The organism is Streptomyces ovatisporus, assembly GCF_042653885.1.
Classification (GTDB): domain Bacteria; phylum Actinomycetota; class Actinomycetes; order Streptomycetales; family Streptomycetaceae; genus Streptomyces; species Streptomyces ovatisporus.
In genome coordinates this window covers 24,844-39,131 of the sequence record NZ_JBHSFH010000003.1, presented here as the reverse complement: position 1 = coordinate 39,131, position 14,288 = coordinate 24,844, and the positions used below count along the sequence as shown (strand labels likewise).

Sequence of the window (14,288 nt, the reverse complement as noted above, 5' to 3'; positions counted from 1 at the left end):
TCCGGAGCGCTGCTGGAACTCCCTGTTCAACTGTCCGTCGCCACGCGAAGACGAGCGTTGGACGGGCGTCTCCAGTGAGCGCATGCTGCCCCCGCCGTGCGGGCAGCGCTCACGGCGCAATCTGGCCCGTCACGGCGTCAGACGGGCTGGTCTGACCCGACCGGTTCGCGAGGTGTTCGCGCCAGACAACGTAGTGGAGTGTGCTGAGCAGCGACACGGTTGTTGCAGAAGGCGACGAAAAAATCTCAGACCGTGCCCGGCGGTGATGCGCCGAAGACGGCCTGTGGCAGCGAATTCACCGGGAACGTCGATTACGTCGACAAAGTCGGAATACGAAGGAAGGTCGAATAGCCGAAGTGTGGCAATGAATATCCGAGTGGGGCGAGTGGCGGTGATACGCCGGGTAATAACCCGCCTCGACGGGAGCCCCGGCCGCACCCGCGGCACCGCGAGGGGCCCGGCGGCAGCAGGGCGCACACCACGGCCACGCCGGGCCGCGCAGAGCGGCCCGGCGTGGGGTGTGCTGGATCGTGCGGTCGTACGGACAGGGTCAGGGCAGCAGCGGCGACACAACGAGCGTCAGCGGTGCCGTCGTCGTGGACGGGCTGAGGCAGCCGTCCCCCGCGAAGGTCGCCCGGTACGTGGTCGCCGTGATGACCACCGACGGGACCTGGCGGTTCGGGGGAGCGAGGGTCGCCACCCCGGAGGCGTCGGTGACCGCGCTCCCGAGCACGGTGGAACCTCCGGCAGCCGTGTTGGCGATGAAGGTCACCGTACGGCCCTGGATCGGGTTGTTCGTCGCCGTCTCCCTGAGCGTGGCGCTCATCGCCGGGATGACGAACGTGCCGTTCGTGCGCAGCCGGACCTGCGCCGGTCCCGCGGTCAGCGTCGTGCCCGTCGTGTTGGAGGTGACGGTCACCGTCCCCGAGGAGCTCTGACGGCAGGTGTCGCCGCTGTAGGTGGCGGTGACGGTTCCGCTTGCCAGGGTCGTGGAGGTGATGCAGGCCTGGCCGGTGCCGTCGAGGGTGGCGGTCTGGTTGAGTCCGCCGGGTCCGGTGAAGGTGACGGTTCCGGTGGGTGTGCCGGTGCCGGGTGCGTTGGTGGTGACGGTGGCGCAGAGCTGTACGGACTGGCCGCACACCGAGGGGTTGGGTGTCGCCGTGACGACGGTCGTGGTGGCCGCGGAGTTGACGGTGACGGCGCGGATTCCGGTGGACGTGGTGTGGCAGGTGTCGCCGTTGTAGACGGCCGTGACGGTTCCGGTGGCGAGGGTCGTGGTGGTGACGCAGGCCTGGCCGGTGCCGTCGAGGGTGGCGGTCTGGTTGAGTCCGCCGGGTCCGGTGAAGGTGACCGTGCCCGTCGGCGTACCCGAGCCTGGTGCGTTGGTGGTGACGGTGGCGCAGAGCTGTACGGACCCTCCGCACACCGAGGGGTTGGGTGTCGCGGTGACGACGGTCGTGGTGGCCGCGGAGTTGACCGTGACGGCCACGGTGCCCGAGGAGCTCTGGCGGCAGGTGTCGCCGTTGTAGGTGGCGGTGACTGTTCCGGTGGCGAGGGTTGTGGTGGTGATGCAGGCCTGGCCGGTGCCGTCGAGGGTGGCGGTCTGGTTGAGTCCGCCGGGTCCGGTGAAGGTGACGGTTCCGGTGGGTGTGCCGGTGCCGGGTGCGTTGGTGGTGACGGTGGCGCACAGCTGTACGGACTGTCCGCACACCGAGGGGTTGGGTGCCGCGGTGACGGCTGTCGTCGTGGCTGCGGAGCCGACGGTGACGGTGTCCGTGCCGGTGGACGTGGTGTGGCAGGTGTCGCCGTTGTAGACGGCCGTGACGGTTCCGCTTGCCAGGGTTGTGGAGGTGATGCAGGCCTGGCCGGTGCCGTCGAGGGTGGCGGTCTGGTTGAGTCCGCCGGGTCCGGTGAAGGTGACCGTGCCCGTCGGCGTACCGGAACCGAGCATGTCAGGTGTGACAGTGGCGCAGATCGCCACCGACTGACCGCACACCGACGGGTCCGGATCGACCTCGACAGTGGTCGTGGTGGCCGACGGGTTCACCTCGACCGGGGTGGTCCCGGATGACGGTGCCCCGCACCCGTCGCCGTTGTAGGTGGCGGTGACGGTTCCGGTGGCGAGGGTTGTGGTGGTGACGCAGGCCTGGCCGGTGCCGTCGAGGGTGGCGGTCTGGTTGAGTCCGCCGGGTCCGGTGAAGGTGACCGTGCCGGCCGGCGTACCGCCTACCAGGTTGAAGGAGACGTCGGCGCACACTTCGACGGACTGTCCGCACACCGAGGGGTTGGGTGTCGCGGTGACCACGGTGGTCGTCGCCGCCGGGTCGACGGTGACGGCGGTGGTGCCGACGGAGCCGCCGAAGCAGGGGCTGTCGCCGTTGTAGGTGGCGGTGACGGTTCCGGTGGCGAGGGTCGTGGTGGTGATGCAGGCTTCGCCGGTGCCGTCGAGGGTGGCGGTCTGGTTGAGTCCGCCGGGTCCGGTGAAGGTGACCGTGCCTGTCGGCGTGCCCGAGCCGGGTGCGTTGGTCGTGACGGTGGCGCAGATCTCCACCGACTGGCCGCAGGACGAGGGATTCGGGACGGCGGTGACCGAGGTGCTCGTGGACGCCGCGTTGACCGTGACGACCGCGGTGCCGGTCGACGTGGTGTGGCAGGCGTCGCCGTTGTAGACGGCTGTGACACTCCCGGAAGCCAGCTCCGTTGTCGTCAGGCAGGCTTCACCGGTGCCGTCGAGCGTGACCGTCTGGTTGAGTCCGCCGGGTCCGGTGAAGGTGACGGTTCCGGTGGGTGTACCCGAGCCGGGTGCGTTGGTCGTGACGGTGGCGCAGACCTCCACGCTCTGTCCGCACTGGGACGGGTTGGGGGAGACGCTCACGGCGGTGGTCGTCGCGGCCGCGTTGACGATGACAGCCCGCGTCCCGGACGAGCCGTTGTGGCAGGTGTCGCCGTTGTAGGTGGCGGTGACGGTTCCGGTGGCGAGGGTCGTGGTGGTGACGCAGGCCTGGCCGGTGCCGTCGAGGGCGGCGGTCTGGTTGAGTCCGCCGGGTCCGGTGAAGGTGACCGTGCCGGTCGGCATACCCGCACCGGGAGGTGCGGTCGAGACAGCCGCGCACAGCGTGACGCTCTGCCCGCAGACCGAGGTACTCGGGAACGCGGTGACCACGGTCGTACTGTTCGCCGGGTTGACGGTGACCGTGGTGGTGCCGACGGAGCCGTCGAAGCAGGGGCCCTCGCCGTTGTAGGTGGCGGTGACGGTGCCGGAGGTCAGCACGGTCGTGGTGATGCAGGCTTCGCCGGTGCCGTCGAGGGTGGCGGTCTGGTTGAGTCCGCCGGGTCCGGTGAAGGTGACGGTTCCGGTGGGTGTGCCCGAGCCGGGTGCGTCGGTGGTGACGGTGGCGCACAGCTGTACGGACTGGCCGCACACGGACGGGTCCGGGACGGCCGTGACTGCCGTGCTCGTGGCCGCCGGTGTCACCGAGGCGACGAACGTGCCTGTCGAAGTGGTCGCGCAGGCATCGCCGTTGTAGACGGCGACGACGGTGCCGCTCGTCAACTCGGTTGTGGTGAAGCAGGCTTCGCCGGTGCCGTCCACGGGGACGGTGCTCTCCGCCCCGCTCGGCAGCGTGAAGGTGACCGTGCCCGTCGGCGTGCCCGAACCGGGTGCGTCGATGGTGACGGTGGCACAGACCTCGACGGTTTGGCCGCAGACGGACGGGTCTGGGGTCGCGGTGACGACGGTCGTCGTCGCGGCCGCGTTGACCGTGACGGTGTCCGTGCCGGTGGACGTGTTGTGGCAGGTGTCGCCGTTGTAGACGGCTGTGACGGTGCCGGATTCCAGGCCGGTGGTGGTGGTACAGGCCTGGCCGGTGCCGTCGAGCGTGACGGTCTGGTTGAGTCCGCCGGGTCCGGTGAAGGTGACCGTGCCCGTCGGTGTGCCCGAGCCGGGTGCGTTGGTGGTGACGGTGGCGCACAGCTGTACGGACTGTCCGCAGACGGACGGGTCCGGGACGGCGGTGACGACGGTTGTCGTGCCGGCCGGGTCCACGGTGACGGTGTCCGTGCCGGTGGACGTGTTGTGGCAGGTGTCGCCGTTGTAGGTGGCGGTGACGGTGCCGGAGGTCAGCACTGTCGTGGTGATGCAGGCTTCGCCGGTGCCGTCGAGGGTGGCGGTCTGGTTGAGTCCGCCGGGTCCGGTGAAGGTGACGGTGCCTGTCGGGGTGCCGGTGCCGGGTGCGTTGGTGGTGACGGTGGCGCACAGCTGTACGGACTGGCCGCACACGGACGGGTCCGGGACGGCCGTGACGACGGTTGTCGTGTCGGCCGGGTTGACGGTGACCGTGGTGGTGCCGACGGAGCCGTCGAAGCAGGGGCCCTCGCCGTTGTAGGTGGCGGTGACGGTGCCGGAGGTCAGCACGGTCGAGGTGATGCAGGCCTGGCCGGTGCCGTCGAGGGTGGCGGTCTGGTTGAGTCCGCCGGGTCCGGTGAAGGTGACGGTTCCGGTGGGTGTGCCCGAGCCGGGTGCGTCGGTGGTGACGGTGGCGCACAGCTGTACGGACTGGCCGCACACGGACGGGTCCGGGACGGCCGTGACTGCCGTGCTCGTGGCCGCCGGTGTCACCGAGACGACGAACGTGCCTGTCGAAGTGGTCGCGCAGGCATCGCCGTTGTAGACGGCGACGACGGTGCCGCTCGTCAACTCGGTTGTGGTGAAGCAGGCTTCACCGGTGCCGTCCACGGGGACGGTGCTCTCCGCCCCGCTCGGCAGCGTGAAGGTGACCGTGCCCGTCGGCGTGCCCGAGCCGGGTGCGTCGATGGTGACGGTGGCACAGACCTCGACGGTTTGGCCGCAGACGGACGGGTCCGGGGTCGCGGTGACGAAGGTCGTCGTCGAGGCCGGGTCGACCGTGACGGCCAGCGTCCCCGTCGAGGCGTTGTGACAGGTGTCGCCGTTGTAGACGGCTGTGACGGTGCCGGATTCCAGGCCGGTGGTGGTGGTACAGGCCTGGCCGGTGCCGTCGAGCGTGACGGTCTCGGCGAGTCCGCCCGGGCCGGTGAAGGTGACGGTTCCGGTGGGTGTGCCGGAGCCGGGTGGGGTCGTGGTGACGGTGGCGCACAGCTCGACCAGCTGCCCGCACACCGACGGGTTCACGTCGGCGGTGACGACAGTGACGGTGTCGGCGGGGCCCACCGTCACGTCGAACGTGCCGACCGATCCGGCGAAGCAGGGACCGTCGCCGTTGTAGGTGGCGGTGACGGTTCCGGTGGCGAGGGTCGTGGTGGTGACGCAGGCTTCGCCGGTGCCGTCGAGGGTGGCGGTCTGGTTGAGTCCGCCGGGTCCGGTGAAGGTGACGGTTCCGGTGGGTGTGCCCGAGCCGGGTGCGTCGGTGGTGACGGTGGCGCACAGCTGTACGGACTGGCCGCACACGGACGGGTCCGGGACGGCGGTGACGACGGTCGTCGTGCCGGCCGGGTCCACGGTGACGGCTGCCGTGTCGGTCGAGGCGTTGTGGCAGGTGTCGCCGTTGTAGGTGGCGGTGACGGTTCCGGATTCCAGGCCGGTGGTGGTGATGCAGGCCTGGCCGGTGCCGTCGAGGGTGGCGGTCTGGTTGAGTCCGCCGGGTCCGGTGAAGGTGACGGTGCCTGTCGGAGTACCCGAGCCGGGTGCGTTGGTGGTGACGGTGGCGCACAGCTGTACGGACTGGCCGCACACGGACGGGTCCGGGACGGCGGTCAGGGCCGTCGTCGTCTCGGCGGGCGCCACGGTGACCACGGTCGTACCGGCGGAACCGCTGTTGCATGCGTCGCCGTTGTAGGTCGCGACGAGCGTGCCGCTCGTCAACGACGTCGTCGTCAGGCAGGCTTGGCCGGTGCCGTCGAGGGTGGCGGTCAGGTTGAGTCCGCCGGGTCCGGTGAAGGTGACGGTTCCGGTGGGCGTACCGGTGCTGGGTGCGTCTGCGGCGACGACGGCGCAGACCTCGACCAGTTCGCCGCACACCGACGGGTCCGGCACGACAGTGACGGTGGTCGTGGTGGTAGCAGGCGTGAGGACGAACTCGGTGGTGGACGACGAGCCGTTGAAGCACGCGTCGCCGTTGTAGGTGGCCGTGAGGGTCCCGGCGGGCAGCGTGTTGCTCGTCAGGCAGGCCTGGCCGCCGCCGAGGGTGACGGTCTGGGTGAAGCCGCCGGGTCCGGTGAAGGTGACGGTGCCGGTGGGCGTACCGGTGCTGGGCAGGTCGGCGGTCACGAAGGCGCACAGCTCCACCGGTTCGCCGCACACGGCCGGGTTCGGCGTCGCTGTGACGACGGTGCTGCTTTCCGCCGGTACGAGGACGAGGTCGACGGTCCCGACCGAGGAGAGATTGCAGGTGTCGCCGTTGTAGGTGGCGGTGACGGTGCCGTCGGGCAGCGCGTTGCTCGTCAGACACGCCTCGCCGGCGGCGTCGAGCGTGACCGTCTGGCTGAACCCGCCGCCTGCGGTGAAGGTGACGGTGCCGGTGGGAATGCCCACCCCCGGCGCGTCGGTGGTGACGACTGCGCAGACCTCGACCACTTCGCCGCAGACGGCCGGGTTCGGGCTCGCGGTGACTGTCGTGGTGGAGCTCGCCGGACCGACGGTGACGTCGACAGTGCCGGCCGAGCCGGTCGCGCAGTCGTCGCCCACCCAGGTCGCTGTGACGGTGCCCGTGGTCAACTCCGTTGTCGACACGCATGCTTCACCGCTCGCGTCGAGCGTCGCGCTGTCGGTGAAACCCCCGGGGCCGGTGAAGGTGACCGTGCCCGTGGGCGTGCCCGCACCGGGCGGGTCGATGGTGACGGTCGCGCAGAGCGTGACGAGCTGCCCGCAGACCGAGGGGTCCGGGTCTGCGGCGACCACCGTCGTCGAGGCGGCCTGAGTGACCGTCTGCTGATCGAGGGTGGACGCCGAGGGGTCGAACGTGCCGTCGCCGGAGTACAGGGCTACCGCGTCGTGCGTTCCCGTACCGAGGCCGCTGAACACGGCCTGCGCCTGGCCCGCTCCGTCCAGCGGAACGGTCATCGAGGGTCCGTCGTCACTGACGATGAAGGTGACGGTGCCTGTCGGTGTCCCTGTGTCGGGAGGGACGACGGTCACCTGCGCGGTGAACGTGACGAGTTCGCCGCAGACGGACGGGTCGGGTGCCGAGGATATGGTCGTGGTCGTACTGGGCATGGAAGCCTCTTTCACGGATTGCGTGGAATTCACGGATCTCGCGGGCTGACGGAATTGCAGCCCCGGTGAATCGGTGCCTCTGCTCGGGCCCTCTTCCTCTCCGGGCTGGGAGGAGGCAGACGAACTCGGTTCCGACGGGGAGCGATTCAGGGCCACGGCCCTGTGCCGTTCGCCCGGCGATGTCTCAAGTAGGCGCCCGAATACAGCGCTTGGGCCATACGTGCGGCGGCAATTACCCCCGGATGGCGGAGCGCGGTACGGAGTGAGGGGTGCAATCACCTCTGGGTCCCCGCGCTACGGCGCACGGGCATGAAAGGCCGAAAGTCACGTGCAGAGACCTGGTCGGGCCGTGAAGTGGGGCGCTTTCCCGTCGCTGGGAGGGGGGCGAACCGGGCGGGCCCTCGACGCGCAGTGAACTGTCGTGGGGTGTCGAACTTCTCGGAGCGCCCGCACGCCTGCCCCGTACCAGAACTTTGCGCCCCCTGACGGGACGTTGGGTGCACCCGCAAAACCGCTTCTGGCGGCCTTCCGGGACGGTGAAGGTGAACTCGTCGTCTGCGGGCCGGTATTCGCCCATCCCGTGACGCCGCGTGACGGAGACCGGGAATGGAGAGGAGCCGCCCTCTGTCAAGCGGGGCGGCTGAAAAGCACGGCACGTTCCCCTTGTCCAACGCGCCTGCTGCATACGCCGGTTGTACGCCCTGAATCACAGGCAGCCTGCGTTCGGGTAATCGTAAGGATTGTGTCCGGGTACAACAATGCCGGCGTGCTCCGAGGAGCACGCCGGCAGCCGGCGAATGTACGTGCGGGGCACTGTGTGCGGCGTGCCCGAACCCGGGCGGACGAGCCGCCGACCAGTGCCGTCCGGCTATCGGTTGACGACGACTATCCTTCCCGTGCCGCCCCTTCGCTGCTTCGCCGCCTCGGCCTCCTGCCGGGTGACGTAGTCGTGTCCCGCACCGTTCGGCAGCACGAGCCGGTAAACGGTGACGGTCCGGCGGCTGCGTCCGCCGCAGTTGCATCCCATCGCGAATTCTCCTTCAGCCTGGCCGACTCCACCCCGGTGCGAGTTCACTTGCGCTCGCCGACAGCAGGCGGCACCGAGCCCCGGTTCCCTGAAAGCGTGCCGTGTGCCCGGGAGTTCACGATGAAGTGACGGCGGAACCGCCGGGGCGCGGAAGGGGAGCAGTCCGCCCAGGGAAGGGGCGTGGACGAATTCCCCCTCGACGCCCAGTTTCCCCGCTTCGGCGCCGTCCGACACCCGGGCCGGACCTCAATACCTCGGTCAGTCGAGCCAGTTGGATGCCACGCCGCTGAGATACGACAGCGTCAGCACCATCGCCACTCCCTGGAAGGCGACCGTGCTCCCCGCGACGAAAGCGACGGGAACGACAGCGGCGGCCACCCAGATGCTGGTGCACCAGCTGCATGTGACGAGATAGGCGAACTTCGAGTCGTCGCCGAATCGTTGCGCCGTCCAGGAGCGGAAACCGGCGGCGAGCGTATCCTTCGTTATGAGTCGTGTAATACGACAAGTGATGCCCAGGGCCAGAAGAAACACCACTACATTCATGGCATTCATCGTACGGTGACGCGATCTCAAGAACAGCCCCCCGTACGGAAATCGGAGGTGCGCGGACCTCCGCCGGCCTCGATCTTGCGTGAGGGTCCATCGGGGGAGTGGAACTGGTCGGCGTCACCCTCGGCGACGACCTCTCCCGAGTCATCCCCTCCGAACTGGCGGTCCTCGGCGTGCCGGAGCTGCGTGCGGTGTTCGCCGCGCGCTACGCCGCCGGGGCGCTGATGCTGTACGACACCCAGGGCGAGCAGACCACCGGCCAGGGCGCCGTCATCGCGTGCGTGGACACCTCGCACTCCATGTACGCGGAAGGGCCCGGCGAAATCACCCGCGAGGCATGGTCCAAGGCATGCGCCCTGGCCCTGCTCGACCAGGCCCGCCATGCCGGGCGTGACTTCGTCGGCATCCTGTTCTCCGCCGCCGACAAGATCCAGGTCTTCCGCTTCCCCGGCGACCGGCCTGCCGGTATCGCCGATGTCCTCGACTTCGCGGAGACCTTCCTCGGCGGCGGCACCGACTTCCAGCGCCCGCTGGGCACGGCTGCGGAACTGCTGGAGGAGGAGTTCGACGACACGGCCCGCAGACGCGGCGACATCGTGATGATCACCGACGACGCGTGCGAGGTCTCGGAGAAGTGGGTGCGCGGCTGGAACGAGGCCAAGCACCGCCTGGACTTCCGCCTCTTCGGCGTCGCCATCGCCACCCCGGACGCCACCGAGACCGGCTCGGTCCTGGAGTCCCTGTGCGACAACCTCCGTACCATCGACGACCTCACGGACGTCCACACCGCCGCCGACCTGTTCCGTGTGATCTGACCCGGCACCCTCCCCGGGGACGAGCGCTCCGGTCGGGGTGGGAGGAGCCGATGAACGGTGGCGCCCGGGAGCGACGGCGGCCGGGCAGTGCGGGACGCCGGCCCCGCGGACTGCCCGGCTCGACAGCGGCCCTTACGCCTCCCGCGCTCCGGACACCGGACACTCAGTGCCGTCCGCGCCGTCCGCGCCGTCCGCGGAGTCCGGTGCCGTGGAACTGCCGTGTGCCGCGGAGTCGCTGGAGGCCGGGCAGCTGCCGAGGCCGAAGGGGAGCGACCGGATGCGGTTGTCGAAGCTGGAGGGCACGAGCTCGGGCGGGCCTGCCGCGCGCATCGCCACGGACCCGTCGAGCAGCAGCCGGAACAGGGCCTTCAGCTCCTGCCGGGCGAGGTGCGCGCCGAGGCAGTAGTGGGGCCCGCCGCCGCCGTATCCGAGGTGGGGATTGGGGTCGCGAGTGATGTCGAAGACGTCGGGGAACGGGAAGACGGCCTCGTCGCGGTTGGCGGAGGCGTAGTACATGGCGACCATCTCGCCCTCGCGCAGGGTGCGTCCGCCGACCACGTGGTCGCGTCTCAGGGTGCGTTTGAACTGGATGATGGGTGTCGAGCAGCGCACGATCTCGTCCACGGCCGAGTCGGCGTACTTCTCGAAGTCCCCGGCCCACAGGTCGCGTTGCTCCGGGTGGTCGCCGAGCAGCGAGAGCCCGTGCGAGATGGCGTTGCGGGTGGTCTCCACACCCGCGACCATCAACAGGGTGAAGAACGCCCCCAGTTGACGGTTGCCCAGGCATTCCCCGTCGACGTCGGCGGTGACGAGTGCGGAGATGAGGTCGTCCGTGGGACGCCGCCGCCGCTCACGGGCGAGCCTGGCGATCATGACGTGCATACGGGCGAGGGCCCGCAGGCCCTTGCCGGGGACGCGGAACCTCCGGCGCGCTCCCCGCCCCACGCCGATGTCCTCGGAGGCGTCGTTGAGCTGGGCGAGGATACGCGGCCGGTGCCGTTCGGGGATGCCCATCATGTTGCACACCACCTCGAACGGCACGCGGGAGGCGACGGCGGTGACGAACTCGCGTGACGGGCGCTCCACCGCTTCCTCCACGACCCGCGCCACGACGTCGTGGATGTCCCGCTCCGCCTGCGCCAGCAGACGCGGACTGAAGGCGCGCGAGACGATCTTCCGGAGCTGTGCGTGCTCCTGACCGTCGAGATTGACCATGGACTGCCCGAACAGGGTCTGCACCCACCGGGCGGGCAGCGGCGTGGTCACACCGGGCGCGCTCCCGAACACGGCGGGGTTGCGGCTGGCCTCGCGTACGTCCTCGTGCCTGACCAGAGCGTAGAAACCCGGCTGGTTCCCTCGGCGCAGGGCACCGGCCGGAGGGCTGAAGAACTCCGGCGACTCCCGGCTCCGCAGCTTCGCGAACACCGCCAGTCGCTGGTCGTGCGGCAGCTGCCAGAAGCGGGGGTCTGCCGGGTTCGCCTCGGGCGGAAGGTCCGCGGGCGGGGTGATCGAGGCGGACTCGGCGGGTCCGGGGAGTTGCATGGTCGTCTCTCCTGTCACGTGTTGACGGGGCTTCGTCGCCGCTCCGGCACGGGCAGCGCACGGGCCCCGGGCCGGGGGACGGCGCAGTGCGGCACAGCACGTACCGCTGGGCCGTCCGGGGCGCCGCGGCGGCGGGGCGGGCGGTGACTCTCCGGGAGCAGCTTGGGACCGGCGGCCGCCCCGAGGGGCCCGCCACACCGCCGCGGACGGGACGGCCCCCTCCGTCGGCGCAGGGAGGAGCAGGCAAGCGGACCACGCGGTGCGGGACTCCCCGCGGACGGCTCCCGGCCGCAGCGCGCACGCCCGCCCCCGCGTACTGCGTTTCAAACCGCCCTCGGGCATGAGCAACCCCTCACCGCCGGCCTTTGCCGCCGCGTCCCGCGCGCTCGTACGCTTGAAGGGCGGTCGGTTCGCCCTGTCCGCCAGGCAGGGGGTCGCAAGAGGGAATCCGGTGCGAATCCGGAACTGCCCCGCAGCGGTGAGTGGGAACGAACGCCGTCAGACGCACTGGGCCCGTACGGGCCCGGGAAGCGACGGCAAGTAGGAGCCGGTCCGTGACGGACACGGCACGCCCACGAGTCCGAAGACCTGCCACTGCCCGTGCACGTGACGCGTGCGCGGCGATCTCGGTGACCTCGAGGGCGGGTCGGCGGCGGAAGGCGAGCACGCAGTACGTGCCGCCGCGTCACCTCTCCTGCTCGCGCCCGGCTCCCGGGGACACCGGCGAGACTCGCGAAGGAGAGTTGAGTGACCACCAAGTCCGCAGCCGCGGCCTCCCGTGCCACCGTCCACGGCTACCCCCGGCAGGGGCCCGGCCGTGAGCTGAAGAAGGCCGTCGAGGGATACTGGAAGGGCCGCGTCACCGCAGACGAGCTGCACCGGACCGCTGCCCGACTGCGCCGGGACAACTGGCGGCAGCTCGCGCGCACCGGCCTCCACGAGGTCCCCACGGGGGACTTCTCCCTCTACGACCACGTGCTGGACACGACCGTCATGGTCGGTGCCGTCCCGGAACGGCACCGCGCCGCGGCCGAAGCCGACGCACTGGACGGCTACTTCGCCATGGCACGCGGCACGCGGGACGTGGCGCCCCTGGAGATGACGAAGTGGTTCGACACCAACTACCACTACCTCGTACCGGAGTTGGACCCCGGCACGGTCTTCTCCGCGAACTCCGGCAAGCAGACGGGCGAACTCGCCGAGGCAGTCGCCCAGGGCCACACCGCACGCCCGGTGCTCGTCGGGCCCGTCACCTATCTGCTGCTCGCCAAGCCCGCGCCCGGAGCCCCCGGCGACTTCGAGCCTCTGACGCTGCTGGACCGGCTGCTGCCCGTCTACGCGGAGGTGCTCGCCGACCTGCGTGCGGCGGGCGCCGAGTGGGTCCAGCTCGACGAGCCCGCACTCGTGGCGGACCGCAGCCCCGCGGAGCTGAACGCCGCTGCCCGCGCCTACCGTGAGCTGGGCGCCCTGGCCGACCGGCCGAAGCTGCTGGTGGCCTCCTACTTCGACCGTCTCGGCGAGGCGCTGCGCGTCCTGGCCAAGGCTCCCGTCGAGGGCCTCGCGATGGACTTCACCGGTCCCGCCGCCGCCAACCTCGACGATCTGGCGCGTGCGGGCGGGGTGCCGGGCAAGCGGCTGATCGCCGGAGTCGTGGACGGCCGCAACGTGTGGATCAACGACCTGAAGAGGTCGCTGGCCACACTGGTCTCGCTGCTCGGCTTCGCCGAGCGGGTGGACGTCGCACCGTCCTGCTCCCTGCTGCACGTACCGCTGAACGCAGCCGTCGAGCGTGACATCGACCCGCAGATCCGGCGCTGGCTGGCCTTCGCCCGGCAGAAGGCGGAGGAAGCCGTCACCCTGGCCCAGGGACTGAGCGAGGGCACCGGGATCATCGCGGGGCTGCTCGCCGCCAACTCCTCAGCGCTCGCCTCCCGTTCGTCCTCGAAGCTCACCCGTGACGCGACTGTGAGGGCACGGGCCGCGGCCGTCACCGAAGCCGGGACGCGCCGCGCGCAGCCCTATCCCGAGAGGGCCGCCGCCCAGCGGGCGAAGCTGAAACTGCCGCCGCTGCCGGCCACCACCATCGGCTCCTTCCCGCAGACAGGTGAACTTCGGGCAGCCCGCGCCGACTTGAGGGCGGGCCGGCTGGACGCCGAGGGCTACGACAGGCGCATCGCAGCCGAGATCCGCGAGGTGATCCACTTCCAGGAGCAGGCCGGACTCGACGTGCTGGTGCACGGTGAGCCCGAACGCAGCGACATGGTGCAGTACTTCGCCGAGCAGCTCGACGGCTGCGTCGCGACGCAGCACGGCTGGGTCCAGTCCTACGGCACGCGCTACGTCCGTCCGCCCATCATCGCCGGGGACATCTCACGCCGCGCGCCGATGACCGTCGCGTGGACGCGCTACGCCCAGGAGCAGACCCGGCGCCCCGTGAAGGGGATGCTGACGGGCCCCGTCACCATGCTCGCCTGGTCCTTCGTACGCGACGACCAGCCGGAGGCCGAGACCGCACGGCAGGTCGCTCTCGCCCTGCGCGACGAGGTCGCCGATCTGGAGGCCGCGGGAACCGCCGTGATCCAGGTCGACGAGCCCGCGCTCCGGGAGAGCCTCCCGCTGCGGGCGGCCCGGCGCGCCGAATACCTGGCGTGGGCGACCGAGTCCTTCCGCCTGGCCACCGCCGGCGTACGGGCAGACACCCAGATCCACACCCACATGTGCTACGCGGAGTTCGGCGACATCCTCCCGGCCATCGACGACCTCGACGCCGACGTCATCAGCCTGGAGGCCGCCCGCTCGCACATGCAGGTCGCGGACGAGCTGGCCGCCGCCGGCTATCCGCGTGAAGTCGGCCCCGGCGTCTACGACATCCACTCGCCGCGGGTGCCGACGGCGGACGAAATGGCGTCGCTGCTGCGCAAAGGGCTCGCGGCCATCCCGCCGGAGCGGCTGTGGGTCAACCCGGACTGCGGGCTGAAGACGCGCGGCCGGCCCGAGGTACGGGCGGCGCTGGAGAACCTTGTGGCCGCGGCACGGACACTGCGGGCGGAGGTGGGCGGACCGCCGCGTGAACCGTCCGCGGGGTGAACCGTCCGCGTGAACCGTCCGCGGGGGCGGACGGCCCGTGGCCATGAAGAACCCGGACGACGAACAAGCCGCTGCC

At 70.6% G+C, this 14,288-nt stretch carries 5 protein-coding genes, 1 pseudogene and 1 riboswitch; of the genes and pseudogenes, 2 read left to right on the top strand and 4 right to left on the bottom strand.

Features of this window, described 5'->3' with window-relative positions:
* Window positions 1-550 precede the first annotated feature (550 nt).
* The 3 genes from ACFPA8_RS01930 to ACFPA8_RS01920 form a co-directional block, all read right to left on the bottom strand.
* Window positions 551-7,189: an Ig-like domain repeat protein gene (locus ACFPA8_RS01930; RefSeq protein ID WP_386441259.1), complete on the bottom strand. Its 6,639-nt coding sequence runs from the start codon at window positions 7,187-7,189 to the stop codon at window positions 551-553.
* Window positions 7,190-8,057: 868 nt separating this feature from the next.
* A complete protein-coding gene (locus ACFPA8_RS01925) occupies window positions 8,058-8,216 on the bottom strand; it encodes a DUF7196 family protein (protein ID WP_386441256.1) in 159 nt (52 codons plus the stop codon).
* Between the two features lie 258 nt (window positions 8,217-8,474).
* Window positions 8,475-8,762 (bottom strand): DUF1360 domain-containing protein, encoded by a 288-nt coding sequence (locus tag ACFPA8_RS01920; RefSeq protein ID WP_386441253.1) that lies wholly within the window; start codon window positions 8,760-8,762, stop codon window positions 8,475-8,477.
* 110 nt (window positions 8,763-8,872) lie between these two features.
* Here ACFPA8_RS01920 and ACFPA8_RS01915 point away from each other — a divergent pair.
* Window positions 8,873-9,583, top strand: a pseudogene (locus tag ACFPA8_RS01915) (VWA domain-containing protein); the annotation flags it as partial.
* A 132-nt stretch (window positions 9,584-9,715) separates the two neighbouring features.
* Here the strand turns inward: ACFPA8_RS01915 and ACFPA8_RS01910 are convergent.
* Window positions 9,716-11,125: a cytochrome P450 gene (locus ACFPA8_RS01910; protein ID WP_386441251.1), complete on the bottom strand. Its 1,410-nt coding sequence runs from the start codon at window positions 11,123-11,125 to the stop codon at window positions 9,716-9,718.
* Between the two features lie 388 nt (window positions 11,126-11,513).
* A riboswitch (cobalamin riboswitch) is annotated at window positions 11,514-11,735 on the top strand.
* 137 nt (window positions 11,736-11,872) lie between these two features.
* On the opposite strand from ACFPA8_RS01910, the gene metE reads away from it, so the two are divergent.
* Entirely contained in the window at window positions 11,873-14,212 is a 2,340-nt protein-coding gene (gene metE, locus ACFPA8_RS01905; RefSeq protein WP_386441248.1) for a 5-methyltetrahydropteroyltriglutamate--homocysteine S-methyltransferase, read from the top strand.
* Window positions 14,213-14,288 lie beyond the last annotated feature (76 nt).

What these genes read in the sequence shown, in the direction of transcription:
- ACFPA8_RS01930 (WP_386441259.1), bottom strand. Translation starts at nt 7,189, where the DNA reads ATGCCCAGTACGACCACGACCATATCCTCGGCACCCGACCCGTCCGTC.
- ACFPA8_RS01925 (WP_386441256.1), bottom strand. Translation starts at nt 8,216, where the DNA reads ATGGGATGCAACTGCGGCGGACGCAGCCGCCGGACCGTCACCGTTTAC.
- ACFPA8_RS01920 (WP_386441253.1), bottom strand. Translation starts at nt 8,762, where the DNA reads ATGAATGTAGTGGTGTTTCTTCTGGCCCTGGGCATCACTTGTCGTATT.
- ACFPA8_RS01910 (WP_386441251.1), bottom strand. Translation starts at nt 11,125, where the DNA reads ATGCAACTCCCCGGACCCGCCGAGTCCGCCTCGATCACCCCGCCCGCG.